Source organism: Streptomyces sp. TSRI0281 (assembly GCF_001905125.1).
In the GTDB taxonomy this organism is placed as follows: Bacteria; Actinomycetota; Actinomycetes; order Streptomycetales; family Streptomycetaceae; genus Streptomyces.
Genome location: NZ_LWLE01000002.1, coordinates 140719 through 167210, shown reverse-complemented (window position 1 = coordinate 167210; position 26492 = coordinate 140719). Strand labels below are relative to the sequence as shown.

Annotated in this window: 20 protein-coding genes and 1 pseudogene; 10 read left to right on the top strand and 11 right to left on the bottom strand. The window is 73.0% G+C overall.

The features are described from left to right. Together A6A29_RS46300 and A6A29_RS07315 are read right to left on the bottom strand one after the other, a co-directional pair. A pseudogene (locus tag A6A29_RS46300) lies at positions 1–368 on the bottom strand (carbohydrate ABC transporter permease); the annotation flags it as partial. Beyond that, positions 365–1366 carry a carbohydrate ABC transporter permease gene (locus A6A29_RS07315; RefSeq protein ID WP_107468158.1) on the bottom strand — a complete coding sequence of 334 codons (1002 nt, stop codon included), beginning with the start codon at positions 1364–1366 and terminating at the stop codon, positions 365–367. The pseudogene A6A29_RS46300 and the gene A6A29_RS07315, both read right to left, overlap by 4 nt. Before the next feature lie 90 nt (positions 1367–1456). Between A6A29_RS07315 and A6A29_RS07310 the strand changes: the two genes are divergently transcribed. Next, positions 1457–2323, top strand: coding sequence for a phosphotransferase enzyme family protein (locus A6A29_RS07310; protein ID WP_073719350.1), 867 nt, complete (start codon positions 1457–1459; stop codon positions 2321–2323). Between the two features lie 98 nt (positions 2324–2421). On the opposite strand, the gene A6A29_RS07305 is transcribed toward A6A29_RS07310, so the two are convergent. Together A6A29_RS07305 and A6A29_RS07300 are read right to left on the bottom strand one after the other, a co-directional pair. Then, the gene (locus tag A6A29_RS07305; RefSeq protein ID WP_079182620.1) at positions 2422–3213 is read right to left on the bottom strand and encodes a 3'-5' exonuclease; all 792 of its coding nucleotides are present in this window, start codon (positions 3211–3213) and stop codon (positions 2422–2424) included. A gap of 82 nt (positions 3214–3295) precedes the next feature. After that, a complete protein-coding gene (locus A6A29_RS07300) occupies positions 3296–4528 on the bottom strand; it encodes an SAV2148 family HEPN domain-containing protein (protein ID WP_073719349.1) in 1233 nt (410 codons plus the stop codon). Positions 4529–4949: 421 nt separating this feature from the next. Here A6A29_RS07300 and glgX point away from each other — a divergent pair, with 421 nt between their 5' ends. Together glgX and treY are read left to right on the top strand one after the other, a co-directional pair. Further along, positions 4950–7103 carry a glycogen debranching protein GlgX gene (glgX, locus tag A6A29_RS07295; protein WP_073719149.1) on the top strand — a complete coding sequence of 718 codons (2154 nt, stop codon included), beginning with the start codon at positions 4950–4952 and terminating at the stop codon, positions 7101–7103. A gap of 93 nt (positions 7104–7196) precedes the next feature. Next, positions 7197–9626 carry a malto-oligosyltrehalose synthase gene (gene treY / locus A6A29_RS07290; protein ID WP_073719148.1) on the top strand — a complete coding sequence of 810 codons (2430 nt, stop codon included), beginning with the start codon at positions 7197–7199 and terminating at the stop codon, positions 9624–9626. Here treY and A6A29_RS07285 read toward each other — a convergent pair. Both A6A29_RS07285 and A6A29_RS07280 read right to left on the bottom strand, forming a co-directional pair. After that, positions 9586–10626 (bottom strand): cytochrome P450, encoded by a 1041-nt coding sequence (locus A6A29_RS07285; RefSeq protein ID WP_073719147.1) that lies wholly within the window; start codon positions 10624–10626, stop codon positions 9586–9588. The genes treY and A6A29_RS07285 overlap by 41 nt on opposite strands. A gap of 173 nt (positions 10627–10799) precedes the next feature. Beyond that, the gene (locus A6A29_RS07280) at positions 10800–11366 is read right to left on the bottom strand and encodes a DUF1707 and FHA domain-containing protein (RefSeq protein WP_073719146.1); all 567 of its coding nucleotides are present in this window, start codon (positions 11364–11366) and stop codon (positions 10800–10802) included. Positions 11367–11496: 130 nt separating this feature from the next. On the opposite strand from A6A29_RS07280, the gene A6A29_RS07275 reads away from it, so the two are divergent. After that, the gene (locus A6A29_RS07275) at positions 11497–12450 is read left to right on the top strand and encodes a GNAT family N-acetyltransferase (protein WP_073719145.1); all 954 of its coding nucleotides are present in this window, start codon (positions 11497–11499) and stop codon (positions 12448–12450) included. Between the two features lie 298 nt (positions 12451–12748). Next, a complete protein-coding gene (locus tag A6A29_RS07270; RefSeq protein ID WP_073719144.1) occupies positions 12749–13660 on the top strand; it encodes a GNAT family N-acetyltransferase in 912 nt (303 codons plus the stop codon). 125 nt (positions 13661–13785) lie between these two features. Here A6A29_RS07270 and A6A29_RS07265 read toward each other — a convergent pair whose 3' ends face one another. Then, positions 13786–15132, bottom strand: a complete 1347-nt coding sequence (locus A6A29_RS07265; protein WP_073719143.1) for a GH1 family beta-glucosidase — start codon at positions 15130–15132, stop codon at positions 13786–13788. 358 nt (positions 15133–15490) lie between these two features. Between A6A29_RS07265 and treZ the strand changes: the two genes are divergently transcribed. Continuing rightward, on the top strand, positions 15491–17182 hold the full coding sequence (treZ, locus tag A6A29_RS07260; protein WP_107468162.1) for a malto-oligosyltrehalose trehalohydrolase: 1692 nt from the start codon (positions 15491–15493) through the stop codon (positions 17180–17182). A gap of 209 nt (positions 17183–17391) precedes the next feature. Beyond that, positions 17392–18408 carry an aldo/keto reductase gene (locus tag A6A29_RS07255; protein WP_073719142.1) on the top strand — a complete coding sequence of 339 codons (1017 nt, stop codon included), beginning with the start codon at positions 17392–17394 and terminating at the stop codon, positions 18406–18408. 92 nt (positions 18409–18500) lie between these two features. On the opposite strand, the gene A6A29_RS07250 is transcribed toward A6A29_RS07255, so the two are convergent. Together A6A29_RS07250 and A6A29_RS07245 are read right to left on the bottom strand one after the other, a co-directional pair. After that, on the bottom strand, positions 18501–19628 hold the full coding sequence (locus A6A29_RS07250) for an aminopeptidase P family protein (RefSeq protein ID WP_073719141.1): 1128 nt from the start codon (positions 19626–19628) through the stop codon (positions 18501–18503). A 63-nt stretch (positions 19629–19691) separates the two neighbouring features. Further along, entirely contained in the window at positions 19692–20360 is a 669-nt protein-coding gene (locus A6A29_RS07245; RefSeq protein ID WP_073719140.1) for a nucleoside/nucleotide kinase family protein, read from the bottom strand. Positions 20361–20441: 81 nt separating this feature from the next. Here A6A29_RS07245 and A6A29_RS07240 point away from each other — a divergent pair, with 81 nt between their 5' ends. Continuing rightward, on the top strand, positions 20442–20831 hold the full coding sequence (locus A6A29_RS07240; RefSeq protein ID WP_073719347.1) for a VOC family protein: 390 nt from the start codon (positions 20442–20444) through the stop codon (positions 20829–20831). 110 nt (positions 20832–20941) lie between these two features. Here the strand turns inward: A6A29_RS07240 and A6A29_RS07235 are convergent, their stop codons facing one another. Continuing rightward, on the bottom strand, positions 20942–21601 hold the full coding sequence (locus tag A6A29_RS07235; protein ID WP_073719139.1) for a LuxR C-terminal-related transcriptional regulator: 660 nt from the start codon (positions 21599–21601) through the stop codon (positions 20942–20944). Then, a complete protein-coding gene (locus A6A29_RS07230; protein ID WP_073719138.1) occupies positions 21589–22818 on the bottom strand; it encodes a sensor histidine kinase in 1230 nt (409 codons plus the stop codon). The genes A6A29_RS07235 and A6A29_RS07230 overlap by 13 nt, the downstream gene beginning before the upstream one ends. Positions 22819–23008: 190 nt before the next feature. Here A6A29_RS07230 and A6A29_RS07225 point away from each other — a divergent pair, with 190 nt between their 5' ends. Both A6A29_RS07225 and A6A29_RS07220 read left to right on the top strand, forming a co-directional pair. Continuing rightward, the gene (locus tag A6A29_RS07225; protein ID WP_198953016.1) at positions 23009–23707 is read left to right on the top strand and encodes an ABC transporter ATP-binding protein; all 699 of its coding nucleotides are present in this window, start codon (positions 23009–23011) and stop codon (positions 23705–23707) included. Next, positions 23704–26421: an ABC transporter permease gene (locus A6A29_RS07220; RefSeq protein ID WP_079182618.1), complete on the top strand. Its 2718-nt coding sequence runs from the start codon at positions 23704–23706 to the stop codon at positions 26419–26421. Before A6A29_RS07225 ends, A6A29_RS07220 begins: the two co-directional genes overlap by 4 nt. Positions 26422–26492 lie beyond the last annotated feature (71 nt).

The window sequence follows — 26492 nt, the reverse complement described above, 5'->3', positions numbered from 1 at the left end:
ACCAGGACGAACGGGAACGCCTGGCTGATCACGACCCAGCCGGTCGCCGCGGTCGACAGCCGGCCCCGGTGGCGGGCCATCACATAGGCCATGGGGGTCGCGATCACGACCGCGATCAGAGCGGCGCAGACGGCGGCGAACAGGGAGTTGGCGGCGGCCTGGAGCAGCGGCTGCTCGTCGAATGCCTGCCGGAAGTTGTCCAGGGTCGGATTCTCGGGAATCCAGGTGGGGTGCAGCGAGCCCAGTTCGCGGGCGGGCTTGAAGGCCGTGGAGATCAGCCAGAGGAACGGGAACGCCAGGAAGATCAGATAGGCCAGGAGCGCCACGTACTGCCCGGCGCGCGCGGACCTGCTGGTACGGAGGCTCATGCGTCCTCGCCTCCCCTGAGCCGGCCGGCGAGGTAGCAGGCGAGGATCACGGAGATCACCGCGACCATCACACAGCCCATCGCGGCGGCGTAGCCGAACTGTCCGTAGCGGAACGCCTCTTCGTAGGCGAAGAGCATCGGCAGCCGGGTGCGGCCGCCGGGACCGCCGCTGGTCAGGACGTAGACCAAGGCGAAGGAGTTGAAGTTCCAGATGAAGTTGAGGGCGGTGATGGAGAGCGCGACCGGCTTCAGCGCGGGCCAGGTGACGGTACGGAACCGGCGCCAGGCGCCGGCGCCGTCGAGGGCGGCGGCCTCGTGGAGTTCGTGCGGGGTGTTCTGCAGGCCGGCCAGCAGGGCGACGGTGGTCTGCGGCATGCCCGCCCAGATGCCGACCAGGATCACGGCGGGCAGCGCGGTGGCCAGTCCGGTCAGCCAGTCCCGGCCGTCGCCGAGCCCCAGATCGCGGATGGTCTCGTTGAGGATGCCCGCGTCCGGGTTGTAGACGAGGCGCCACATGATGCCGACGACGACCTCGGGCATGGCCCAGGGGATGATCGCCAGCGCCCTCGCCAGCCAGCGCATCCGCAGTTTCTCGTTGAGCAGGAGGGCGAGGCCGAGCGCCAGGAAGAACTGCGGGACGGTGACGCCGACCGCCCACAGCAGGCCGATCCGGAACGAGTCCCAGAACAGGGTGTCGTGGAGCAGGTCCTGGAAGTTGAGTGCGCCGATCCACTGCGTGGACCGGGTGCGGCCCGACTGCGCGTCGGTGAAGGCCAGCGCGATGCCGTAGAGCAGCGGTCCGACGCTGAGGATCAGGATCGGGATGAGCGCGGGCAGCACCAGGAACCAGGTGGCCCGGTCCCGGGCCGCCCGTCGGGCCCGGCCGTCCTGTCCGCCCCGGCCGTCCTGTCCGCCACGCGGGCCGCGTGGACCGGACCGCTTCGTCGCGGTCGGCAATGTCACGAATTCGACCTCTTCGCCTATATGAATGGGATTCATCCCGGTCTGGCCGCCCGGTCGGCCCCCGTTATCGTGCTGACGGTCCGTCCGTTCGTCAAGGCGGCCTGCACGGATGCGAAAATCGGAGCCATGAACGAGATGCGTGCGCGCGAGGTGCTGACCGCTGCCGGACTGTCCGGCGGTGCGGAGCTGCTCGCGCTGGGCGAGAACGCGGTGTTCGCCGTCGGCGATCTGGTGGTCAAGGTCGGCCGGGACGCCACGACGCACCCGGAGCTACGGGACCGTGCCGACCGGGAGGTGGCGGTCGCCCGGTGGCTCGCCGCGTCCGGCGTCCCCGCCGTGCGGGCGGCCGAGCCGAAGGCCCGCCTGGTCGAGGGCCACCCCGTGACGCTGTGGCACCGGCTCCCCGAGGCCGTACGCCCCGCCGAGCCGCGGGACCTCGCGCCGCTGCTCTCGCTCGTGCACGCACTGCCCTCCCCGGCCGGCCCCACCCTGCCGCGCCGTGAGCTGCTCGGCGGCGTCGAGCGCTGGCTGCGGCTCGCGGGCGACACGATCGATCCGGCCGACGCCGACTATCTGCGCGAGCGCCGCGACGGTTTCGCGGCGGCCGCGGCCGCACTGGTCCCGCATCTGCCGCCGGGGCCGATCCATGGCGACGCCCTCCCCCGTAACGTCCACATCGGTCCGGAAGGCCCCGTGCTGGTCGACCTGGAGACGTTCTCCACCGATCTGCGGGAACACGACCTGGTCGTCCTCGCCCTGTCCCGGGACCGCTACGGCCTGCCCGCGCAGGCGTACGACGCCTTCACTGCGGCGTACGGATGGGACGTACGGGAGTGGGACGGCTGTGCGGTGCTGCGGGGGGCCCGGGAGACCGCGAGCTGTGCCTGGGTCTCCCAGCACGCTCCGGCCAACCCGAAGGCCCTCGCCGAGTTCCGGCGGAGGGTGGCGTCCTTGCGCGACGGCGACTCCGAGGTGCGCTGGTACCCGTTCTGAGAGCGGGGCCTTCGCTCCGGGCGGGAACGGGGCCCTCGCTCCCGGTCGCCGGAACGGCGCGGGAGGGGGGCCCGGTCGCCGGAACGGCGCGAGCTGCCTCAGTCGCCGGACGGGCTCGATATGCCGGACCGGCCCGACGCGCCCGACCCCGCCGTGGCGCCGGACGATCGCGCCGTCACCGCTTCCCGCAGCGGCCAGTGGCCGTCGATCACCGCGTCGGCGTTGCCCTTGCGCCGGAGGAACTGCTCGAAATCGGCCGCCCACACGGCATACCACCCGATCTGACGCTCGTGCAGTTCGCCCGGGGTGAGTGCGGCCACCGAGCCGTGCCGCTCGGCTATGGCGTACGCCACACGTACCGCGGCCAGCGCGTCCGCCCCCGCGTCATGGGCGCCGCCGTGCACCACCCCGTACTCGACGCAGACCGCTTCGAGGGTGCGCTTGCCCTTGCGGTAGCGGTCGACAGCGCGGTCGATCGTGTACGGGTCGATGACCGGGCCGATCTCGCCGCCGTCCAGCCGGTCGACGAGCGAGGGCAGTCCGTGCCGCCGCAACTCGGCCGTCAGCAGGGTCAGATCGAACGTCGCGTTGTACGCGACGACCGGCACGCCCTCGCGCCAGTACGCCACGAGGGTCTCGGCGATCTCGTCCGCCACCTCGCGCACCGGGCGGCCCTCCGCCGCCGCCCGCTCGCTGCTGATGCCGTGGATCGCGGAAGCCTGTGCGGGAATCCGGATGCCCGGATCCGCCAGCCAGGCCCGTCGTCGGGCCGGCTCGTCGTCGCGGCCGTGGACCGCGACGACCGCGGCGGTCACGATCCGGGCCTCCAGCGGTTCCGTCCCCGTCGTCTCCAGGTCGAAGCCGACCAGCGGCTCCCGGTGCCAGCTCATCCCGTACCTCCTTCGTGGTGCTCTCCCCCAGGTGATGAACACCCTCCCACGCACCACTGACAAGCCCGCACGGGGCGGCTTCTCAGGAGACCGGCCGCGAGTCCGTCCAGACGGACTCGAACTCCTCACGGTAGGTCTCGAACAGACCGTGCTCACTGTCCTGCCCCACCCGGACCACCGAGCGCCCGCCGCCGCGCAGGACGAGCACGGGCGCCTCCATCCCGCGGGCCCGCCGCAGGTAGGTCTGGACGACCCCGACCGCGTCCGGCCCGTCGCCGTCCACCAGGTAGGCGGTGAAGCGCGGGGTCTCGTCGAAGACCTGGATCTGGAAGGCGCCCGGGTCGCGGAGCTTGGAGCGAACCCGGCGCATATGGAGGATGTTCATCTCCACCGAGCGGCTCAGCTCGCCCTTCTTCAGGCCCAGTTCCCGCTCACGGCGCTTGACCGCGCTGCTGGCCGGGTTGATGAAGAGCAGCCGGACCCGGCAGCCCGATTCGGCGAGCCGGACCAGCCGGCGGCCGGAGAAGTTCTGCACCAGCAGGTTGAGCCCTATGCCGATGGCGTCCAGGCGCCGCGCCCCGCCGAAGAGGTCCTCGGCGGGCAGCTGGCGCTGGAGCCGTACCCGGTCGGGGTGGACGGAGACCACATCGGCGTACCGGTCGCCGACCAGTTCCTCGACGGCGTCGACGGGCAGCCGGTCGGCGGACGGGACCGCGGCCCCGCTGCCGAGGATCTCCAGGAGCCGCGCGGAGGCCCGTTCCGCCTGGGCGAGGACCGCCTCGTTCAGCGCGCGGTTGCGGGAGACCACGTTGCGGGCCACCTCCAGCTCGTCCAGAGCCAGCTCGACATCGCGGCGGTCGTCGAAATACGGCTCGAAACAGGGCCAGTGCTGGACCATCAGCTCGCGCAGCTGCGGCAGGGTGAGGAAGCTGAGGACGTTGTCGTCGGCCGGGTCGAGCAGATAGCCCTTGCGGCGCGAGACCTCGCGGACGGCGACGGCGCGCTGCACCCACTCCTGTCCGGCCGGTCCGGCCGCGGCCACCACCCAGTCCTCGCCGTGCACCGGTTCGTAGATGGGCCGGAGCACCGCGGCGACGACGGCCCGCAGCCGCTGTTCCACGAGATTCAGCCAGATATAGGCCCGCCCGGCCCGCTGCGCACGGGTGCGCACCTCGCTCCAGGCGTCGGCTCCCCAGTCGAGTTCGGCGCCGATCTCCAGAGGCTGTGCGAGGGACACCGCCCCGGGCTGGGCATCGGTCGCTTCCCCCTCGTGACCTGCGTCACCTGGGGGCAGCTCGAACCCTCCCGAGCTCACCCGCGTACCGCCTTCCACTCCCCCACCCAACGATCAAGGAAGGGTACTCCGGGAGCGGGAGCCGGTGCAGCCGGATGCGCAGGCTGGTTTCTCAACTCCCCTATGGGGCAGGCGCGTTCCCACCGGCAACATTGGGCGGAGTGAGCGGATTCATAGTGATTAACCACCCCACGGCACGCCGTACACCGGGCTGCGGACCCGGACGCCGTGGCGGAATTCCGTCCGGGGCGGCATCGAGGTGTCCGAAGTTGACCGGTGCCGCCGTTGGGTGCGCCGGGGGTACGCCCGCCGGACGGGACCGCACCGGGCCGGACCGCACCGGACCGCACCGGCCGACGTGCTAGGTGCGCGCGCCTCTTTCGGGGAGTATCGGGCGCAAGAAGCCCATCGCACCCGGATCAGAAGTGGAAGAGTCCTATCTATGCAGGTCTGGCCGGGACAGGCGTATCCGCTCGGTGCCACGTACGACGGCGCCGGGACCAACTTCGCGGTCTTCTCCGAGGCCGCCGACCGAATCGAGTTGTGCCTGCTGCACGACGACGGTTCCGAGACGGCGGTGGAACTGCGCGAGACCGACGCCTTTGTCCGCCATGCCTATCTGCCCGGGGTGATGCCGGGACAGCGCTACGGCTTCAGGGTGCACGGGCCGTACGAGCCGCAGCGCGGGCAGCGGTGCAATTCGGCGAAGCTGCTGCTCGATCCGTACGCGCGGGCCGTCGCCGGGAAGATCGCGTGGGGCGAGGAGGTGTACGGGTATCCGTTCGGCCGGCCCGACGCGCGCAACGACCTCGACTCGGCGCCGCACACCATGAGCTCGGTCGTGGTCAATCCGTACTTCGACTGGGGCGACGACCGGCGGCCCCGTACGGACTACCACCGCACGGTGATCTACGAGGCCCATGTGAAGGGCCTGACGATGCTCCATCCGGGGCTGCCCGAGGAGCTGCGCGGTACGTACGCGGGGCTGGCGCACCCGGAGGTGATCGCCCATCTGACGGAACTGGGGGTCACCGCGATCGAGCTGATGCCGGTTCACCAGTTCGTCCAGGACCACCGGCTGGCCGACGCGGGACTGGCCAACTACTGGGGGTACAACACCATCGGCTTCTTCGCCCCGCACAACGCGTACGCCTCCTGGGGCGACCGCGGTGAGCAGGTGCTGGAGTTCAAGCAGGCCGTACGGGCGCTGCATCAGGCGGGTATCGAGGTCATCCTCGACGTGGTCTACAACCACACGGCCGAGGGGAACCACCTCGGTCCGACGCTGTCCTTCCGGGGCCTCGACAATGCGTCGTACTACCGCCTCACGGACGATCAGCGGTACTACATGGACACCACGGGGACCGGGAACTCCCTGCTGATGCGGTCCCCGCACGTGCTCCAGATGATCATGGACTCGCTGCGGTACTGGGTGACCGAGATGCATGTGGACGGGTTCCGGTTCGATCTGGCGGCGACCCTGGCACGGCAGTTCCACGAGGTGGACCGGCTGTCGTCGTTCTTCGATCTGGTCCAGCAGGACCCCGTGGTCAGCCAGGTGAAGCTGATCGCGGAGCCGTGGGACGTCGGTGAGGGCGGCTACCAGGTGGGGAACTTCCCGCCGCTGTGGACCGAGTGGAACGGCAAGTACCGCGACACGGTACGGGATCTGTGGCGGGGCGAGCCGCGCACCCTGGCGGAGTTCGCGGGGCGGCTCACGGGCTCGTCGGACCTCTATCAGGACGACGGGCGCCGGCCGCTCGCCTCGATCAACTTCACCACCTGCCACGACGGGTTCACGCTGCACGACCTGGTCTCGTACAACGACAAGCGGAACGAGGCGAACGGCGAGGGCAACCGGGACGGTGAGAGCCACAACCGGTCCTGGAACTGCGGCGCGGAGGGCGAGAGCGACGATCCGGAGGTCCTGGAGCTCCGTCTGCGGCAGATGCGGAACCTCATCGCCACGCTGATGCTGTCGCAGGGCGTGCCGATGCTGAGCCATGGGGACGAGTTCGCCCGTACCCAGCGGGGCAACAACAACGCGTACTGCCAGGACAACGAACTGTCCTGGGTGCACTGGCCCGATCCCGGCGGGGCCGGCTCCGACGACGGCGGGGAGGGCGCGGGGCGGACCGGCGACGGGCTGCTGGAGTTCACCCGGGCCATGGTGTGGCTGCGCCGCGACCATCCGGTCTTCCGCCGCCGCCGGTTCTTCCACGGACGGCCGGTGGAGGGCACCCGCGACGAACTCTCCGACATCGCCTGGTTCACCCCCGAGGGGGCGGAGATGACGCAGCGGGACTGGCAGGCGGCGCACGCGAGGGCCATGGCGGTCTTCCTGAACGGCCAGGCGATCTCGGAGCCGGGGCCGCGCGGCGAGCGGATCTCCGACGACTCGTTCCTGCTGATGTTCAACGCGGGCCCCGACACCCTGGACTTCGCCGTTCCGGTGAACCACGGGCGGCGGTGGCAGGTGCTGGTCGACACCGCGCGTACGGACGGTGTGCCGCCCGGTACCGGGCCGAAGGTGTCGGCGGGTGAGCGGGTGACGCTGATCGGGCGGAGCCTGACGGTACTGAAACGCCTGGCGTGAACCCGAGGACCCTACGGAGGGCGGAGGACAAGAACGGGTGATGCTCCCGGCGACCGTGACACAGACCGCTTCCGGCTGGGTACGTACGTTCGCATGACGCCCACCGCCACGTACCGGCTCCAGCTCCAGCCGGACTTCCCCTTCTCGGCCGCCGAAGACGCGGTGCCGTATCTCGCCGCGCTCGGTGTCTCCCATCTGCATCTGTCGCCCGTCCTGGAGGCCGTCCCCGGTTCCCGGCACGGCTACGACGTCGTCGACCACAGCCGGGTCCGGGCCGAGCTGGGCGGTGAGGAGGGGCTGCGGCGGCTCGCCGCCACGGCCCGGGAACACGGGCTCGGGCTGATCCTGGACATCGTGCCCAACCACATGGCGGCCGCGCCCCGCCACAACCGGGCGCTGTGGGAGGTCCTGCGCGAGGGCCCGGCGTCACCGTACGCCCGCTGGTTCGACATCGACTGGACGGCGGACGGCGGCAAGGTGCTGCTGCCGGTCCTCGCCGGGCGCATCGGCGATGAGCTCGACGGGTTCTCGGTGGACGGGGACGTGCTGCGCCACGGCGAGCAGGCGTTCCCGCTGCGCGAGGGCACGGCCGCGCTGGCGCTGCCCGAACTGCTGGACGCCCAGCACTACCGGCTCGGCTGGTGGCGGCTGGCCCGTACCGAGCTGAACTACCGGCGCTTCTTCACCGTGTCCGAACTGATCGGGGTCCGCGTCGAGCACCCCGAGGTCTTCGACGCCACCCACGCCAAGGTGCTCGAACTGCTCCGGGAGGGCGTGCTCGACGGGCTGCGCGTCGACCACCCGGACGGACTCGCCGACCCGGCGGCCTATCTGGAACGGCTCCACCGGGCCACGGACGGCCGGTGGACGGTGGTGGAGAAGATCCTCACCGGCTCCGAGCCGCTGCCCGCGGGCTGGGCGGTCGCCGGGACGACGGGGTACGACGCGCTGCACCGGATCGACGGGCTGTTCACCGACCCCGCCGGCGCCGCGGAGCTGCTCGGCCGCTACCGGGACTTCGCGGGCCCGCCGGGCGACCGGGGCGGCTACTGGAAGGCCACCGTGCGCCGTGCCGCGTACCGCGTGGTGACCCATGAACTGGCCGCCGAGACCGCCTGGCTGACCCGGCTGGCGGTCGGGGTCTGCGCCGCGGACCCCGCGCTGCGCGACCACGCCCCGTGGGCGCTGCGCGCCGCCGTACGCGAACTGCTGGTCCGCGTCCCGGTCTACCGCCCGTACGTCACCGCGGGCGGTCCGCTCACGGAGGCCGCCGCGTCGGCCCTTCCGGACGAGGCGGTCCGGGACGCGAAGGCGGTCTTCTCCGTGCCGCAGGAGGCGGCGGCCGTCGACGTGGTGCGGGGCCTGGCGCTGGGGCGGCTCGGCGACGGACCGGAACAGGCGGCGTTCTGCGCCAGGTTCGCGCAGACGGCGTCGGCGCTGCACGCCAAGTCGGTCGAGGACACCGCGTTCTACCGCTATGTCCCGCTGATCTCCGCGACCGAGGTGGGCGGCGATCCGGGGCAGCCCGCCGTGGCGCCGGAGGAGTTCCACGCGTTCTGCGCACGGCTGGCCCGGGACTGGCCGTCCACCGGCACGGTGCTGACCACGCACGACACCAAGCGCAGTGCGGACGTACGGGCCCGGATCGCGGTGCTCTCGGAGTGCCCCGAACGATGGTCCTCGCTGGTGGCGCAGCTGACGCGGGCGACGACGGTGGCGGCGCCGGACCCGCAGCTGGCCTGGCAGGCATGGCAGTCGTCGTACGGCTGCGCGGTGCTGCCGGCCGGGGAGATGGCGGGGCGGCTGGAGCCGGCGCTGCTCAAGGCCGTGCGGGAGGCGGGGCTCGTCACCAGTTGGACGGAGCCGGATCCGGGGTACGAGCGGGCTGTGACGGACTTCGTCGCGGCCGGTCCGGGCAGTGCCACCGGGGCGGCGCGGACGCTGGTGACCCGGTTCGCGCGCACGCTCGGCCCGTTCGTGCGGGCCAATGTGCTGGGGGCGGCGCTGGTGCACCTGACGATGCCGGGGGTGCCCGATCTGTACCAGGGCACCGAGCGCGAGTACATCGCGCTGGTCGACCCGGACAACCGGCGGCCGTTCCGGCGCCCCGGCGGTGCCGCGGACGGTGCCGGCAGCACCGCCGACGGCACGGACGTCTCCGACGAGAAGGCGGCGCTCACGGTGGCGGCGCTGGGGCTGCGGCGGGCGCGGCCGGAGGTGTTCGGGGAGTCGGGGACGTACGCCCCGCTGGTCGCGCGCGGTTCGGCGGCCGGGCACTGTGTGGCGTTCTGCCGGTCGGGCGAGGTGGTCACGGCGGTGACCCGGCTGTCGCTGCGCCTGGCGGAGGAGGGTGGCTGGCGGGGGACGGTGCTGGCCCTGCCGGACGCGGGTCCCTGGCAGGACGTCCTGTCGCCGGGCCGGGAGTTCTCCGGCTCCACGGTCGCGGTGGACGAGCTGTTCGCCGAGCGGCCGGTGGCGCTGCTCAGGAGGGGCGTACGAGAAGGGACCTCGGACCGCGGGTGAGCAGCCCCGTGCCGACGGGGCGGAAGCCGTCCGCCCAGCGGAGGCCGGGCATGGCGTCCAGCAGGGCGCACAGTCCGTGCTCGGCTTCGAGCCGGCCCAGCACCACGGCGGGGCAGCCCGCGGGGCCGGTGGTGAGACTGCCCGGGTCGGCGCGGAACGGGTCGAAGCGGTCGGGGGCGTCGAATCTGTCCGGGTCGCGGCCCGCCGCGCCGATCAGGCAGGCGACGGGCGCCCCGGCGGGGAGCGTGCCGCCGCTGACGCGGACGTCGGTGCGGGTGCGGCGCAGGACGATCTGGACGGGCGGATCGCGGCGCAGCGTCTCCGTCCAGGCCCCTGCGATCAGACCGGGTTCGGTGCGTACGGCGGCCAGCAGGTCGGCGTCGTCGAGCAGGTTGGCCAGGAACGAGGCGAGGGCCGTCTCGCGCAGGGCGGTGTGCCCGGCGCAGTCGGTGGCGGTGGCGGCGGGGCGGGTGAGCCGTAGGTGGAGGGCGGTGCGCGGGAGCCGGGTGAGGTCCGGCGCGGACGGCCCGCGCGCGGCGGCAGCGGCACCGGCGGGGAGCCAGCGGCAGAACTCCTCCACCAGGTCGGCCTGTTGACGGCCCGCTATCCGGCGGGCGAGGACATACGCGGTCCGCTCGACGGCCTTGCGGTGGACGGCGCCCGCCCGCGCCGCGGGCCGCGGTGGTCCTTCGTCCGGGGTGGCGCAGCCGATGGCGCCCCGGCAGAGTCCGAGCGGGGCGGGGCCGCCGAGGGGTGCGCCGTCGTGCGGACAGCCGGCGAACCGGGGATCGGTGAGCGCGGCGGCCACATCGGCGTACCTGCTGAGCAGCCAGGCGCCGAGCTCCTCGTCGTAGCAGAGCGGGAAGTCCTCGCGCAGGACGCGGTAGAGCCGGAGCCGGTAGGGGTCGGTGGCCGCGCCGGGCGACAGGAGGCCGGGAGGCCCGCCCGGCCGCCGGGGGGCGCGGGCCGCGGGCAGGCGCTCGGGTCCGTCGACCGGCATCCGTACCCCCGGGGTCGGTGCGTCGCTGTCCGACGCGGGTGCCCTCAGCCGACCACCACCGGGGGCTCACCGCAGTGGGCGTACGGCCGTTCGAGTGACGGCGGGCGGGGGTGCGGGGGCAGGTGGGGGTACGGGTCGGGACCCGGGACCGGCAGCGCGGGTCAGGCAGCGGGTCAGGCCGGTGGCCGGAGAGCCGGGGTGGTCAGCCGGAAGCTCATCCGGCCGAAGCTCACCTGGTCCCCGTCGCGCACCGGGACCGATCCGACGAGGCGCTGGCCGTTGACGCAGGTGCCGTTCGTCGAGCCGAGGTCGCGCAGCACCCATCGGCTGCCCTGCACGGTGAGCTCGGCGTGCAGCCGGGACACGGTCTCGTGGTTGAGCCGGAGTCCGTTGCCCGGATCGCGGCCGATGAGCAGCGGATACGGGCCGGGCGCGGGCAGCAGCAGCTTCGGCAGCCGTTCGGTCTGCCAGGCCCGGCGCATCCGCCCGGGGAAGGCCGACAGACCGCCCACGGCCCGGACCAGGCCCTGGGTCCAGCGGCCGCCGGAGTCCAGGTCGGAGGTGAGCGCAGCCAGTTCCTCGGGGCCGCGGGCGACGAGGGCCAGTTCCATGCGTCGCATGAAGGTGTCGTGGGAGAGCTTGCCCTGTGCGGCACCCTCTCTGAGCACGCCGAGGACACGGTCGCGCTGGGCGTCCGACAGCCGCGCGGGATACGTGTGGAACTCGAAGGAGGACGTCACAGAGTCGATTGTCGGGCCGACCGGCCCGGGGTGTCCAGAAGAACCCCGCTTTACTCGCCTGCTGACCTGCGGTGCTGCTGGCCGGAAGCCGTTGTTAGGGTCTGCGGCCTACATGCCATGAGGAGACTTTGTGACCCTTGCACCACGGGAACTGACTGTTCGTCCACTGGCGGGACCGCGGGAACTCGGCCTGTTCCGCGGCCTGTCGTACGTCCTGGACCACGAGCTGGCGGACGATCTGGCCACCGGCCGCCGCCGCCCGGAGTGGATGTGGGTGGCCCTGCGCGGAGAGCGGGTCATGGCCCGTGCCGCCTGGTGGACCTCGGAGGAGGGCGGGCAGCCGCTGGCGCTGGACTTCTTCGACCTGGACGACACCCTGCCGGAGCCGGAGCGCGGCGAGATCGGGGAGCGGCTGCTGGCGGCGGCGACGGCGGCGGTCCTGCCGAAGGGCGCGGCGCGTCCCGAGTACGGCCGCTTCGTGCCGCCCGACTGGCACGAGGACCCGGCGGCGCGGGATGTCGTCGAGGCCCGGATCCGGGTGATGGAACGCACCGGCGCCCGGATGCTGGTGGAGCGGCTGCGCCTGGAGTGGCGGGCCGGGACGCCGGTCCCCGCGGACAGTGGCCGGCTGGTGTTCCGGCAGGTCTCCGGGCGCGAGGATCTTCTCGCGCTGATGACGCCCGTGATGGAGGGCACCCTCGACGCGCACGGCCGGGCGGACCTGGCGTCCGGGCTGAGCGCCCGCGAGGCGGCGGAGAAGCACTACGACGAGGAACTGGCGGGCTACCGGAGCCCGCGGGACTGGTGGCGGGTGGCCGAGCTGCCCGGCGGTGAGCCGGTCGGATTCGTCATTCCGGCCCGCAACAACTACAACCCGATCATCGCGTACATCGGCGTCGTACCGGCGCACCGCGGGCAGGGCTACATCGACGACATCCTCGCCGAGGGCACCCGGGTGCTCGCCGCGCAGGACGTGGACCGGATCAGGGCGGCGACGGACCTCGACAATGTGCCGATGGCGAAGTCCTTCGAGCGCCTGGGGTACGTGAACTTCGAGCGCTCGTTCAACATGGTCTGGGACTGACAGCCGCGGTCTCGGGCCGAGGGCGGGACCACCAGGGCGCCGGCGACGTCCGCACCGGCTCGCGGCGCCGGACGTCCCCCTCGATAATCGGTGGACGGGCCGTCCGGCGCCGGGCTAGTGTCGCCGCGCAACGTCGGACCCGATCGTGCGAAGTCGTGGAAGGAGGCGAGAAAAGTGCGTACGAGCAACAGCACCACCATCCGTAGCACCTCATTCCCGCGCTCCCGTCCCGTCCGCAGGGCGGTGTCGGACTCCGTCTGACCGGGCGCGCGGCGTTTCGTCCCCGGAGGACATTTCCATGACCGATCTGGTCATCCGCGCGCTCAGCGAGAGCGACGCCGAGCTTTTCGACTCCCTGCAGGACAGCGGTCTTGTCGGCCGTGCCGCGTTCGGCCACCGGTACGCCACGGTGCTGAACGGCGGCGAGTACCGCCCCGAGTGGACCTGGGTCGCCCTGCGCGACGGCACCGTGGTGGCCAGGGCCGCCTGGTGGGCGGGGCCCGATGACACCGAACCCGTCCTGCTGAACTGGTTCGACTTCGCGGACGGCGAGGACGGGGCGGGCGCCGAACTCCTGCGCCGCGCCCCGTTCCACGTCGAGTACGAACTGATCCTGCCCGCGAACTGGCGGGAGGTCCCCGCGGTCACGGCCGCCGCGGAGTCCCGGATCGCCGCCGCCACGGCGAGCGGCCTGGAGCCGCTGGTCGAGCGCTACCGCTATCTCTGGACCCCGGACGACGGCCTGCCCGAGCGTCCCGGGCGGCTGACCTTCCGGCCGGAGCCCGACGACGCCGTGATCCTGGACGTCCTGCGCCGGGTCCACTCCGTCACGCTGGACGCCCACGCCCGTAAGGCGATCGAGGGTCCCGGCGGTCTTGGGGCGGCGGCCCAGGAGGAGCTGGACTTCTTCCACTGGTGCCCCTCGCCGCGTTCCTGGTGGCAGCTGGCGTACACGGCGGACGGCGCGGTGGCGGGCATCCACGTGCCCGCGCACAACCCGTCGGGGCCGTGCGTCGGTTTCATCGGGGTCGTTCCCGAGGCGCGTGGCCACGGCTACGGCTACGACCTGCTCGTGGAGTGCACGCACTTCCTTGCCGAGCGGGGAGCCGGGTTCGTCGCGGGCGCGACCGACCGGGGGAACCTGCCGATGGCGGTCGCGTTCGCCCGCGCCGGTCATCGCATCACACAGGAACGCGTCCATCTGGCGTGAGTCCACCGGCCTCGCCGGCCCGTCGGCCGGCGAGGCACGGCAGCAGCCGCTCGGCGGGGCGCGGTAGCCGCTCGGCGGGGGCCGTCACGTCCTCGCCGGGCGGTCCCTCGCGGAGCGGCCCGCGTTCAGCTCCTCTGTGCGCGGATCAGATCGCGGTACCAGTCGTAGGACGCCTTCGGCGTCCGGCGCATCGTCTCGTAGTCGACGTGGACGAGCCCGAAGCGCTTGGCGACGCCCTCGGTCCATTCGATGTTGTCGGTGAGCGACCAGGTGAAGTAGCCGCGCACGTCGATCCCCGTGTCGATGGCGGCGCGCAGGGCGGTGAGGTGGCCTTCGAGGTAGTCGATACGACGGTGGTCGGCGAGGGGCTCGTCGATCGCGCAGCCGTTCTCCGTGATGTAGAGCGGCGGGAGCCGGTCGCCGAAGCGCCCGCGCAGCCGGGTGAGTGTCTCGTTCAGCCCTTCGGGGACGACGGGCCAGCCGAAGTCGGTCTTCTCGTAGCCCTCGATCTCCCGGATGCCGAAGGGGAGTTCGGCGGGCATGCCGAAGCCGGAGAAGGAGTCGAGGGCTTCCGGCTTGGGGGCACCGACGAGGGTGGGGTTGTAGTAGTTGACGCCGTACCAGTCGAGCGGTGCCGAGATGACTTTCAGGTCGTCCGCCACCGGGCCGGGCATCAGGGCCGCGAAGTTCTCGTCGGGGTAGCGGCCGGTGAGGATCGGATCGGCGAACAGCCAGTTGGTGAGCGTGTCGTACAGCTCCGCGCCGAAGCGGTCCTCCTCGCTCTCCCCGGCCGTCCAGACGGGGGCGTGGGAAAGGGCGGCGCCGATGTTGTCGGCGCCCGCCGCGCGGAGCGCGCGGACGGCGAGGCCATGGGCGAGCAGCTGGTGGTGGGCGGCGGGCAGCGCGTCGAAGAGAAGGGTGCGCCCGGGGGCGTGCTCGCCGAGCGCGTAGCCCAGCAGGGTGACTTCGGCGGGTTCGTTGATGGTGATCCACATGGGGACGCGGTCGGCGAGACGTTCGGCGACGATGCCCGCGTACTCGGCGAAGCGGTAGGCGGTGTCCCGGTCGAGCCAGCCGCCCGCCTCGTCCAGGGGCAGCGGGGTGTCCCAGTGGTAGAGGGTGGGAGCCGGGGTGATGCCGTGGGCGCAGAGTTCGTCGACGAGCCGGTCGTAGAAGTCGAGCCCTTCGGGGTTGACCGCTCCGCTGCCTCCGGGCACCACGCGGGGCCAGCTGACGGAGAACCGGAAGGCGTCCGCCCCCAGCCCCGCGAGCAGGGCGACGTCCTCGCGGTAGCGCTCGTGGAAGCCGGTGCCGCGGGTGGTGTCGGTGCCGTCCTTGATCCGGCCCGGCAGCGCGGCGAAGGCGTCCCAGCCGGAGGGGCCCTTGCCGGCGGTGTCGACGGCCCCCTCGGTCTGAAAAGCGGAGGCAGAGGCTCCCCAGAGGAAGCCCGGAGGGAACATCGGGACGGTCATCTCGGCCTCCAGCAGCCGTACGTATGAGCAGAACCTGGCAGGGCAATGATCAGAACCAGACCCTAATCGCCAGTAACGGGCTCGCTCTAGTGTTCCGGGGCCGTGAGCGCGACTTCCGCCGATCATGGAGCCGCCTTCGGGCGACCTGTTCATGGACGAGGAGTGGTGAATGCAGTTCGAGGTATGGGCCCCGGATGCGGAGTCGGTCGAGCTCCGGCTGTCGAGCGCGGCGGCGGGCGCGGGTGCGGAAACGGGTGCGGGTGCGGGCGCGGGCGCGGGCGCGGGGAGGGTGGCTGACGCAGGGACAGGAGCGGGCGCCGGGGCGGTGGAGGACAGCGCGGCGGGGGCGCGACGTGCGATGGAGCGTGATCCGGAGCGGACGGGCTGGTGGCGGGCCGAGGCGGAAGCGGTGGACGGCGACCGCTACGGCTTCGCCGTGGACGGGGGCCCTGTACTCCCCGATCCGCGGTCCCGCCGTCAACCGGACGGCCCGGACGGAATGAGCGCGGTCGTCGACCAGGAGGCGTACGTCTGGCGCGGCGGCTGGGCGGGGCGTGGACTGCCGGGTTCCGTCCTGTACGAGCTGCACATCGGTACGTTCACCGACGCGGGGACCTTCGACGCCGCCGCCGAACGGCTCGGGCACCTCGCCGGGCTGGGCGTCACCCATGTGTCGCTGATGCCCGTCTGTCCCTTCCCCGGCACCCATGGCTGGGGGTACGAAGGGGTGTCGCTGTGGGCCGTGCACGAACCGTACGGCGGCCCGGCAGGACTGAAGCGCTTTGTCGACAGGGCGCACGAGCTGGGGCTCGCGGTGATCCTGGACGTGGTCCACAACCACCTCGGCCCGTCCGGCAACTACCTCCCGGCCTTCGGCCCGTACTTCACCGATACCCACCACACTCCCTGGGGCGCGGCGGTGAACCTCGACGCCCCGGGCTCGGACGAGGTCCGCGCGTATCTGCTGGGCAGCGCGCTCGCCTGGCTGCGGGACTACCGGCTCGACGGGCTGCGCCTGGACGCGGTGCACGCGCTCGCCGACAGCCGGGCGCTCACCTTCCTGGAGGAGTTGTCCTCGGCCGTCGACGCGCTCGCGGCGGAGGCCCGCCGGCCGCTCGCCCTGATCGCCGAGTCGGACCTCTGCGACCCGCGCACCACCACCCCCCGCGACGCGGGCGGGATCGGGCTGCACGCCCAGTGGAACGACGACTTCCACCACGCGCTGCACACGGCGCTCACGGGCGAGTCCCAGGGCTACTACGCCGACTTCGCGCAGGCCCCGCTCGCCGCCCTGGCCAAGACGGTGACCAGCGGCTTCTTCCACAACGGGACGTACTCCAGCTTCCGGGGCCGTACGCACGGCCGCCCCGTCGACGTCACCCGGAGCGCGGCCCACCGCTTCGTCGGGTACGCCCAGACCCATGACCAGATCGGCAACCGGGCCCTGGGCGACCGGCTCGCCGCCGCCCTCTCCCCCGGCCTCCAGGCGTGCGCCGCGGCCCTGGTGCTCACCGGCCCCTTCACCCCGATGCTGTTCATGGGCGAGGAGTGGGGCGCCCGTACGCCGTGGCAGTTCTTCACCGACCACACCGACCCCGCGCTCGCGCGAGCCGTGCGCGAGGGCAGACGGCGGGAGTTCACGGCACATGGCTGGGCCGCGGAGGAGGTCCCCGACCCGCAGGACCCGGCGACCCGCGACCGCTCCTGTCTCGACTGGAGCGAGCCGGAGCGCGAGCCGCACGCGCGCCTACAGGCGTGGTACGTCGAACTGATCGCGCTGCGCCGGGCCGTGTCCGACCTCCACGACCCGGACCTGGCCACGGTGAAGGCCGCGTACGACGAGAACGCCCGCTGGCTGGCGTACCGCAGGGGTGATCTGCGGGTCGCGGTGAACCTGGCGGACAGGCCGGCCACGATCCCCCTGGGCGGCGGCCGCAACCGGGGCGGCGGCGCACGGGTGCTGGCGGCCTGGGAACCGGTCCGGTCACCGGCCGCCGACGGCCTGCTGCACCTGCCGCCGCAGTCGTGCGTGGTACTGGCGGACGACTGAGGAGACGCGGGGCGGGCGGCGCGGACGGGCCGGGCGATGCGGACGGTCCGGGCGATGGCGGCGGGGACGGGCGATGGCGGCGCGGACGGGCCGGGCAGACCTGCCGTTTCGTGGTCCGCTCGGCCAACTCCCCGCGCTTTCCCTTGCCTTCGTGTGCACTCCAACACCTAGCGTTTCCTGTCGCAGGGAGAACACACGGAGGGAACACCATGAAGCAGCGATACCTCGGCCGGTCCGGACTGCGGGTCAGTGAACTGTGCCTGGGGGCCATGACGTTCGGCCAGGACACCGACGAGGCGAGCGCGCATCGCGTCCTCGACACGTTCACCGGGGCGGGCGGCACGTTCATCGACACCGCCGACGTCTACCAGCGGGGCGTGTCCGAGGAGATCATCGGCCGCTGGCTGAAGGGCCGCAGGCGCGACGACCTCGTCATCGCCACCAAGGTGTTCGGGACGATGGGCGAGGCGCCCAACGCGGGCGGGCTGAGCCGCAAGCACATCGTGTCGGCCGTGGAGGCGAGCCTGCGGCGGCTCGGCACGGACTACATCGACCTCTATCAGACCCATGTGTGGGATGCGACGACACCTCTTGAGGAGACCCTCGCCACGCTCGATTCCCTGGTGAAGGCCGGAAAGGTGCGCTACCTCGGCGCGAGCAACGTCTCCGCCTCCCAGCTCCAGCGCGCGCAGGACCTGGCCGACCGCAACGGCTGGGAGCGCTATGTGAGTCTCCAGCCCCTCTACAACCTGCTCGCTCGCGAAGTGGAGTGGGAGCTCGTCCCGGTGAGCCGGGCGGAGGGGGTCGGCATCATCCCCTGGAGCCCGCTGCAGGGCGGCTGGCTGACCGGGAAGTACCGGCGCGGCATGACGGCCGCGGCCCCCGGCACCCGCGAGGCCCGCTACCAGGAGGAGTTGGGCCGCGAGGCGTGGCGGGAGCGGGACAACGAGGAGACCTGGCGGGTCGTGGAGACGCTGGTCGCGGTCGCGGAAGAGGGCGGGCACACCCCGGCGCAGGTGGCGCTGCGCTGGCTGCTCGGCCGGTCCGCCGTCACCGCGCCGATCGTCGGCGCCCGCAACGCCGAGCAGCTGACCGACAGTCTCGGCGCGGTGGGCTGGGAGCTGACGCCGGAGCAGACGGACCGGCTGGACGCGGCGAGCGCCCGCCCGCTCCCGTACCCGTACGACGTGCTCCACCGCTTCCGGGACCGCGAGCCGCAGGACTGAGCGGCGGAGCGGACGAGGAGCAGTGGGCGCGACGGGAGCGGCGGGCCGGTTTCGCGCACCGGCCCGCCGTTCCCGACGCCGGGCGCCCGGTGCTACTCGACGATCGCCAGCTCGCGCGGGGTCGTGTTCAGCCGGCGTCCGCCGTCCTCGGTGACCGTCACGATGTCCTCGATCCGGACGCCGAACCGGCCGGGGAGGTAGATGCCCGGCTCCACCGAGAAACACATGCCGGGGACCAGCGGCAGCTCCTCGCCCTCGATCATGTAGGGCGGTTCGTGGGTGGTGACCCCGATGCCGTGCCCGGTGCGGTGGATGAAGCGTTCGCCGTAGCCGAACTCGGTGATCACCGCCCGCGCCGCCCGGTCGATGTCCTGGCAGGCGGCGCCGGGGCGGACCGCGTCGCAGCCCGCCTTCTGCGCCTCCCGGACGATGTCGTGCACCCGCTGCTCCTCGGCGGTGGGTTCGCCGACATGGACCGTACGGGAGGTGTCGGAGCCGTAGCCGTGCTTGAGCCCGCCGAAGTCGAGGACCACCATGTCGCCGCGCTCGATGGTGCGGTCGCCCGCCTCGTGGTGCGGGTTGGCGCCGTTGGGGCCGGAGCCGACGACGGTGAAGTCGACCTGGGAGTGGCCGAACCGCTTGAGGAGAGCGGCCAGATCGGCGGCGACGTCGGTCTCCCTGCGGCCGGAGAAGCGCACCTTCAGGATCTCGCCGTACGTGGCGTCGGCGGCGGCGCCCGCTGCGGCGAGGCGGTCCAGCTCGTGCGCGTCCTTGACGGCGCGGAGCATCGGGAGTGCCTCGGTGAGGGAGGTGTAGGAGGTGGTGGGGAGGATCTGCTGCAGGCCGAGCAGGTGCATCGCCCAGGCGTTGTCGCTGATCCCGTACCGCCCACCGGTGTCCAGCAGCGGGGCGGTCACCTCGTACGGGTCCTTGCCGTCGGTCCAGTCGCGCAGGGTGAGGGCCGGGGCGCCGACGGCGTGTTCGGCGTCCGGTGCCTCCAGCGTCGGGACGACGAGGACCGGGTCCTGTCCCGCCTTGAGGACGAGGAGGGTGAGCCGTTCGGTGCTCACCGGCTGGTAGCCGGTGAGGTGCACGAGGTCGGGGCCGGGCGCGACGAGGACGCCGGCGAGCCCGGCGGCCTCGGCCGCCTCGGCGGCGCGGGTCATCCGGGCCCGGTAGTCGTCGGCGGTGAAGGGGACGGGCTGGTGCGGGCTGGGCATGCGGGACCTCCTGGCGGCACGGTGCGCGGCACACAGCATCCTGCCCGCCCGCCGGGTGCCGCGCTAGCGGGCTCGGGGCGTGGCACCCGGATCGGGCCGGGGTGCCGGGCGCAGCCGTACGAGGAGGTCGGCCCGGTCCCGGCCGCGGTCGACCAGGCGGGCATTGGTCTCGTCGGAGCCGGCCACCCAGCGCTCGGCGTACGGGCGGGGCTTGCCGAACCGCACATGCCGCTCCACGAGCCTGCGCACCCGCTCCTCGGGGTCGAGGTCCAGGAACCACACCTCGTCGAGCAGCCCGCGCACCGGTGCCCACGCCTCGTCGTCGTGGAGGAGGTAGTTCCCCTCGGTGACGACCAGCGGGACGTCCGGCGGGACCGGCAGGGCCCCGGCGACGGGCTCCTCCAGGGCGCGGTCGAAGGCGGGCGCGTAGACGGGCCCGGTGGCGTCGGGGTCGCGCAGGCGGCGCAGGAGCGCCGCGTACCCGGCGGCGTCGAAGGTGTCGGGTGCGCCCTTGCGGTCCGCGCGGCCGAGGCGGTCCAGTTCCGCACGGGCGAGGTGGAAGCCGTCCATGGGGACGAGGACGGCGCGCCCTTCGAGGGCGTCGACGAGCCGTGCGGCCAGGGTGGACTTCCCGGCTCCGGGCGGTCCCGCGATGCCGAGGATGCGTCGGTGGCCGGGAGTGGCGAGGCGCTCGGCGCGGGCCGTCAGCTCGGTGAGGTCGCTCGTGTCCATGCCGGAAGTGTGCGGGGACGGGGAGGAGGAGCGTTAGTGTTACGTATAACTCTGATGTCGCCCCTCCGGAAGGACCCGTTCATGTCCCTCATCGCCCTGGTCACTCTGGTCGTCCACGACTACGACGAAGCGATCGGCTTCTACCGCGACGCCCTCGGGTTCGAGCTGGTGGAGGACACGGACCGGGGCGACGGCTCCCGCTGGGTGGTGGTGCGCCCGCGCGGCGCCGCCGCCGGTACGGGGCTGCTGCTGGCCCGCGCCAAGGACGAGGCCCAGGGCGCGAGCGTGGGGGCGCAGACGGGCGGCCGGGTCGGGTTCTTCCTGCACACCGAGGACTTCGCGGGCGATCATGCGCGGATGCGGGCGGCCGGGGTGCGGTTCCTGGAGGAGCCCCGGCACGAGGTGTACGGCTCGGTGGCGGTCTTCGAGGACCTGTACGGCAACCGGTGGGACCTGTTGCAGCCCGCGTGAGCCGACGAAGACATGGGTGAGCCCCGCGTGAGGTGGTCGGGACGCGCGTGAGCCGTTATGCGCCCGCGTGGACGGCAGGCACCCGCGTGAGCCGACCGGGAACGCGTGCCTCAGTTCGTCCCCTTGCTCTCCAGGTACGCCAGTACCGCCAGCACCCGGCGGTGCACCGAGCCGTCGTCCGGTTCCAGGCCGAGCTTGGCGAAGATCGAGCCGATGTGCTTGCTCACCGCGCGTTCGGTGACGACCAGTTCGGCGGCGATCGTGGCGTTCGCCTGGCCCTGGGCCATGTGCTCCAGGACCTCGCGCTCCCGGGCGGTGAGGCTCTGGAGGGGGCCCGCCGAGGACTTCCGGGTGAGCAGCTGGGAGACCACCTCCGGATCGAGGGCGGTCCCTCCGGCCGCCACCCGCTCCAGGGCCTGGAGGAACTGGTCGACCCGGCCCACCCGGTCCTTGAGGAGATAGCCGATGCCCCGGGCGCCCTGGGAGAGCAGCTCGGCGGCGTACATCTCCTCGACGTACTGCGAGAGGACTAGGATCGGCAGGTCCGGCAGTTCGGCGCGGGCGGCGAGGGCGGCGCGCAGGCCCTCGTCGCGGAAGGACGGCGGCAGCCGTACGTCGAGCACGGCCACGTCCGGGCGGTGTTCGAGGAGTGCGGGCAGCACCTCGGGGCCCGCCGCCGCATCGGCCACCACCTCGTGGCCCGAGCTGGTGAGGAGGAGGATCAGCCCCTCCCTCAACAGGGCGTTGTCCTCGGCGATCACAATCCGCACGGCAGCTCCACTTCGATGTCCGTCGGCCCCCCGATGGGGCTGCTGATCCGGGTGGTGCCGTCCAGGGCGGCGACCCGCCGCCGGATTCCCACCAGCCCGCTGCCGGCGCGTTCGTTCGCGCCGCCGTGCCCATCGTCGCCGATCATCACCCGCAGGGTGTCGGGGCCCCGGTCGATCCGGACCCGGGCCGCCGTGGCACCACTGTGCTTGCTGATGTTGGTGAACGCCTCGGCGACCACGAAGTACGCCGCCGCCTCGATCGCGGCGGGCAGCCGCCGCCCGTCCTCGACGCTGTCCAGGTCCGCCTCGACGGGGACCGCCACATCGGCGGCCAGCGCCCGTACCGCACCGGCCAGTCCGCGGTCCGTCAGGATGGGCGGATGGATGCCGCGCACCACGTGCCGGAGCTCGGCGAGCGCCTCGTCGGCACCGTCCTGGGCCTCGTCCAGCCGGGTGCGGGCAGCGTCGGGATCGCGGTCGATGAGCTGCTTGGCCAGTCCGATCCGCATCGACAGGGCGACGATCCTGGCCTGCGCCCCGTCGTGCAGATCCCGTTCGATGCGGCGCAGTTCGGCACCGTGGGCCGCGACGGCCCCGGCCCGGCTCTCGGTCAGCTGGGCGACCCGTTCGGAGAGCGCGTCGGACGGTGCGGACGCGAGCAGGGACCGGGTCCAGGTCGCCGACAGATCGGCGAGCACGGGAAACCAGCGCAGCACCCAGCCGGGCCGTTCGGGCAACGGGGTGCCGTATTCGTCGGCCCTGCGCCGGTCCAGGAGGCGCGCGAGCGGCAGCGCGGCCCCGTCCACGAGGAGCGCGATCGGCCACAGCACCAGCGTGAGATAGCCCACGCCCATGCCCAGGAGGGTCTGCATGGGCAGCCACAGCACATCGCGCCAGGTCGCGGAGTCGGTGAGCACGCGCCTGACCCGCTCCGGCAGTTCCCCGCCGTCCAGCGGCAGATACTGCGTCGGCCGGAACACGATACCGAGCCGGGCGGCCGCCCGGCGTCGCTCGGACTCGGCGAATCCGCGGAGCAGTTTGGCGGCTTCCGGCAGCGCGGGCAGCCCGATGATCACTGCGGCGAACATCAGGACGGCCACCACCAGGAACGCGCTCAGATAGGTGAGCAGCGACACGGCGAGGCCGATGAAGAGGTAGTGCGACGCTTCCCACGCACGCCGGATGGCGGCCGTCAGCAAGGCGGGATCGGAGCTCATGACAGGTCACGTTACGGGGGTCGGACCACCGTGTGAGTGGGGCGGTCCCCCGACCGGGGGTGTAGCAGGCTGCACCCCCGGTCGGGTAGTGCGCACCCTCGCTGCCGAATCTCCCGTCGCATAGCGTCAGTGCAGGTCAAGCGGTACGAGGAAGACGGAAAGAACGGTGAAGGCAACGGTGAACACGGTCATGACGACACAGGCGGCCGCGCTCAGCCTGGAGTCGGTGAGCCGACGCTACGGGCGACGTGGCAGCGGCCGGGAGGCGACGGCCCTGGACATGGTCAGCTGTGCGGTCCCGGTCGGCAGTTTCACCGCGGTGGTGGGTCCCTCGGGATCGGGCAAGAGCACGTTCCTCCAGTGCGCGGCGGGGCTGGACCGGCCGACCTCGGGGACGGTACGGATCGGCGGCACGGATCTCGGCTCGCTCTCCGAGGCGGCGCTGACCCGGCTGCGCCGGGACCGGATCGGTTTCGTCTTCCAGTCGCACGCCCTCAACCTGGTGTCCTCGCTCTCCATCGAGGAGAACGTGGTGCTGCCGCTGGTGCTGGCGGGCGCCGATCCCGCCGGTACGGAGGTGCTGGCCCGAGGCCGGAACCTGCTGGCCCGGGTCGGGCTCGCGGGACGCGGCGGTGACGGGCCCGCGACGCTTTCGGGCGGGCAGCAGCAGCGGGTGGCGGTGGCCAGGGCGCTGGTCACGGACCCGGACGTGATCTTCGCGGACGAGCCCACGGCGTCCCTGGACCCGGAGTCGGCGACGCTGGTGCTGGGGCTGCTGCGGGACGCGGTGCGGGCCGACGGCCGGACGGTCGTCATGGTCACCCACGACCCGGTCGCGGCGAGCTGGGCGGACAACGTCCTGACGATGGACGGCGGGCGGCTGCGATGAACAGAGCCGTACGCGACAGCAGGAGCACGGGCTCCCACGGGCCCGGGACCGTGGGCGGCGGAAAGGCGTCGGGTGCACACGAGCCCGCGACCGTGCGCGACAGGAGGAAGGACCCGCGCGATCCGCCGGCCGTACGGCACGGGTCGCGTCGGGCGTCCGCGTTCCTCGCCCGGCGCTCGCTGCCCGCGCACCGCCGGGCCTGGGCGGCGGTGATCGCGGCGACGGCCGCCGCCGCGGCGCTGATCGGCGCGTTCGCGTTCGTTCTCGGTTCGCTGCTGGTGGCCACGCCGCCGGTCGACCGGTACGCGGGCGCCGACGCGGTGGTGGCCGCCGACCAGAAGGTGTCGTACACCGCGAAGCCCTGGGGCAGTGAACCGAAGACCGCGACGGCGTACCTGTCGGAACGGGCCCGGCTCGACCGGTCCCTGCTGGCGAAGGCGGCGGGGGCCGACGGGGTCGCCCGTGCCGTCGCGGACGACTCCGTTCCGGTCACCGTGGGCGGCGGGACACCCGCGGTCGGCCGCTCCTGGCCGTCCGCGGTGCTGACCCCGTACGAGCTGACCGGGGGCCGGGCCCCGAAGGCCGCGACCGACGTGGTCCTGGACACGGCGCTGGTACCGGCCGGAAGCGGGCCGGGCGACACGGTGAAGCTCCAGGTCGACGGGGCCGCCAGATCCTACACCCTCACCGGTGTCGCTGACCCGGGCCACCGGGGAAAGGGCGCCCCGGCCGTGTTCTTCACCGAGCGGCGGCTGACCGCGCTGGCCGGGCATCCGGACACCGTCGACGCGATCGGGATCGTCGCGAAGGAGGGGGTCCCGGCCGACACCGTGCGGGACTCGGTGAACAGGGCGCTCCCCGAGCGTGCCGCCGCCGGTTCCGACCGCGGGGTGCGGGTCCTGACCGGTACGGAGCGGGGCGAGGCGGAGCAGTTGAGCGCGCTCGGCGGGCGCGGCGATCAGCTGGGCCTGCTGGGGTCGATCGGCGGCACCGTGCTGATGGTGGCGCTCCTGGTGATCGGCTCCACACTGTCCCAGGCGATCCACCAGCGGTCCGGTGAACTGGCCCTGCTGCGGGCGGTCGGGGCGACGCCGCGCCAGCTCAGGTCGGCGATCGGCCGGGAGGCGGGCCGGGTCTCCGCCACCGCCGCGGTGCTGGGCGGCATCGGAGCCGTACCGCTGGGTCTCGCGATGCGGTCGCTGCTGACCACGGACGCGCTGCCGCTGCCGGTACCCGTGTGGCTGCCGTTCGCCGCGGCCGGGGCTGCCGCGCTGATCGTCACCGTCCTCGTGCGGCCGGTGGCGATGCTGGCCGCCCGGGGCATCACGAAGCTGCGGCCCGCCGCGGCCCTGGGTGCGGCGAGCTCCCCCGAACCGAGCGAGCCGGGCCGCTTCCGTACGATCACCGGCCTGGTTCTGGTCTTCTCGGGCGTCAGTTCGGCCGGTCTCGCCACGTCGCAGAGCGGCCAGACCGCGGCGGCCGCGGCGTCGGGCGCGGCGACCTCGCTGGTCATCGCGGTGGCGTTGCTGGGGCCGTGGATCGCACGGATCGCGATGCGGGTGCTCGGCACTCCGGTACGCAAGGCCGGCGGGGTCTCCGGCTTCCTGGCCGCGCGGACCGCCTCCGCGCACACCCGGCGGCTCGGTGCGGCGCTCACGCCGATCGTGCTGGTGGTCGCCTTCGTCTGCGTACAGCTGGCGGCCGGTACGACGATGGAACGGGCCGCCGACCGGCAGGCCGACGCCGCGCTGCGGGCGGATCTGGTGGCGACGGCGCCGGGCGCCGGGCTGCCGGCCGGGGCGGCGCGAGCGGTCCGTAAGGCGCCGGGCGTCACGGCGGCGACGGGCGTGCTGCGCTCCAGCGTCGTCCTCGCCCATCGCGAGGTCGGCGAGCCGAAGCTGAGCAGCCTGCCCGTGCTGGGCGTGACGGCCTCCCAGCTGTCCGGCACCCTCGACCCCGGGGTCACGTCGGGCGACCTGGAGCGGCTCACCGGCCGGGGCACGGTCGCGGTCGGCGCGGAGCGGGCGGACAGCCTCGACGTCTCCACCGGCGACACGGTGGAACTGCGGCTGGGGGACGGTACGAAGGCGAAACTCCGGGTGGTCGCGGTGTACGAACGCTCCCTGGGTCTCGGTGAGTTCATGCTCCCGCGCGAGGCACTGGCGGCGCATGTCTCGGCGGCGCGCGACGCGAGTCTCCTGATCGGGACCGCACCGCATTCCGGGGCTGCGGCCTCCGCCGCTGTACGGAAGGCGCTGGCGCCGTACAGCGGGGTGCTGGTCCGGCCCGCGGAGGCGAACGACGTACGGATCTCTCCGGCGGTGTCGGACGAGGACAACGCCATGGTCATCATCGGGGTGGGTGTGATCGGCGGCTTCGCGCTGCTGTCCGTGATCAGCACGCTCGCCCTGATCACGACCGGTCGGCGCGGTGAGTTCCGGCTGCTCCGGATGGTCGGCACGGGGCGCGGGCAGCTGCGGCGGATGCTGGTGCTGGAGACCGGTCTGGTGACGGTCGCGGGGCTGGTGATCGGCACGGTGGTCGCGGCGGTCCCGCTCACCGCGTTCGCGGTGTCGGCGACGGGGTCGGCGCCGTACATGCCGCCCGCGCAGTACGGGGTGCTGGTGGCGGCGGTGACGGTGGCCGCGCTGGCGGCGACCGTGCTGCCGGGGTCGTCCGGTGGCCGCTTCGTCCTCAAGCGGCGCAAGGGCTGAGGCTGGGGCGGAAGCGGGGGCGGAAGCGGAGGCTGCGGCTGCGGCTGCGGCGGAAGCGGGGGCTGGGCGGA

Excerpts from the sequence above, each read along its gene's own strand:
- A6A29_RS07315 (WP_107468158.1), bottom strand. The coding sequence starts at position 1,366 with ATGAATCCCATTCATATAGGCGAAGAGGTCGAATTCGTGACATTGCCG.
- A6A29_RS07310 (WP_073719350.1), top strand. The coding sequence starts at position 1,457 with ATGAACGAGATGCGTGCGCGCGAGGTGCTGACCGCTGCCGGACTGTCC.
- A6A29_RS07305 (WP_079182620.1), bottom strand. The coding sequence starts at position 3,213 with ATGAGCTGGCACCGGGAGCCGCTGGTCGGCTTCGACCTGGAGACGACG.
- glgX (WP_073719149.1), top strand. The coding sequence starts at position 4,950 with ATGCAGGTCTGGCCGGGACAGGCGTATCCGCTCGGTGCCACGTACGAC.
- treY (WP_073719148.1), top strand. The coding sequence starts at position 7,197 with ATGACGCCCACCGCCACGTACCGGCTCCAGCTCCAGCCGGACTTCCCC.
- A6A29_RS07285 (WP_073719147.1), bottom strand. The coding sequence starts at position 10,626 with ATGCCGGTCGACGGACCCGAGCGCCTGCCCGCGGCCCGCGCCCCCCGG.
- A6A29_RS07270 (WP_073719144.1), top strand. The coding sequence starts at position 12,749 with ATGACCGATCTGGTCATCCGCGCGCTCAGCGAGAGCGACGCCGAGCTT.
- A6A29_RS07265 (WP_073719143.1), bottom strand. The coding sequence starts at position 15,132 with ATGACCGTCCCGATGTTCCCTCCGGGCTTCCTCTGGGGAGCCTCTGCC.
- treZ (WP_107468162.1), top strand. The coding sequence starts at position 15,491 with ATGGAGCGTGATCCGGAGCGGACGGGCTGGTGGCGGGCCGAGGCGGAA.
- A6A29_RS07255 (WP_073719142.1), top strand. The coding sequence starts at position 17,392 with ATGAAGCAGCGATACCTCGGCCGGTCCGGACTGCGGGTCAGTGAACTG.
- A6A29_RS07250 (WP_073719141.1), bottom strand. The coding sequence starts at position 19,628 with ATGCCCAGCCCGCACCAGCCCGTCCCCTTCACCGCCGACGACTACCGG.
- A6A29_RS07245 (WP_073719140.1), bottom strand. The coding sequence starts at position 20,360 with ATGGACACGAGCGACCTCACCGAGCTGACGGCCCGCGCCGAGCGCCTC.
- A6A29_RS07240 (WP_073719347.1), top strand. The coding sequence starts at position 20,442 with ATGTCCCTCATCGCCCTGGTCACTCTGGTCGTCCACGACTACGACGAA.
- A6A29_RS07230 (WP_073719138.1), bottom strand. The coding sequence starts at position 22,818 with ATGAGCTCCGATCCCGCCTTGCTGACGGCCGCCATCCGGCGTGCGTGG.
- A6A29_RS07225 (WP_198953016.1), top strand. The coding sequence starts at position 23,009 with ATGACGACACAGGCGGCCGCGCTCAGCCTGGAGTCGGTGAGCCGACGC.
- A6A29_RS07220 (WP_079182618.1), top strand. The coding sequence starts at position 23,704 with ATGAACAGAGCCGTACGCGACAGCAGGAGCACGGGCTCCCACGGGCCC.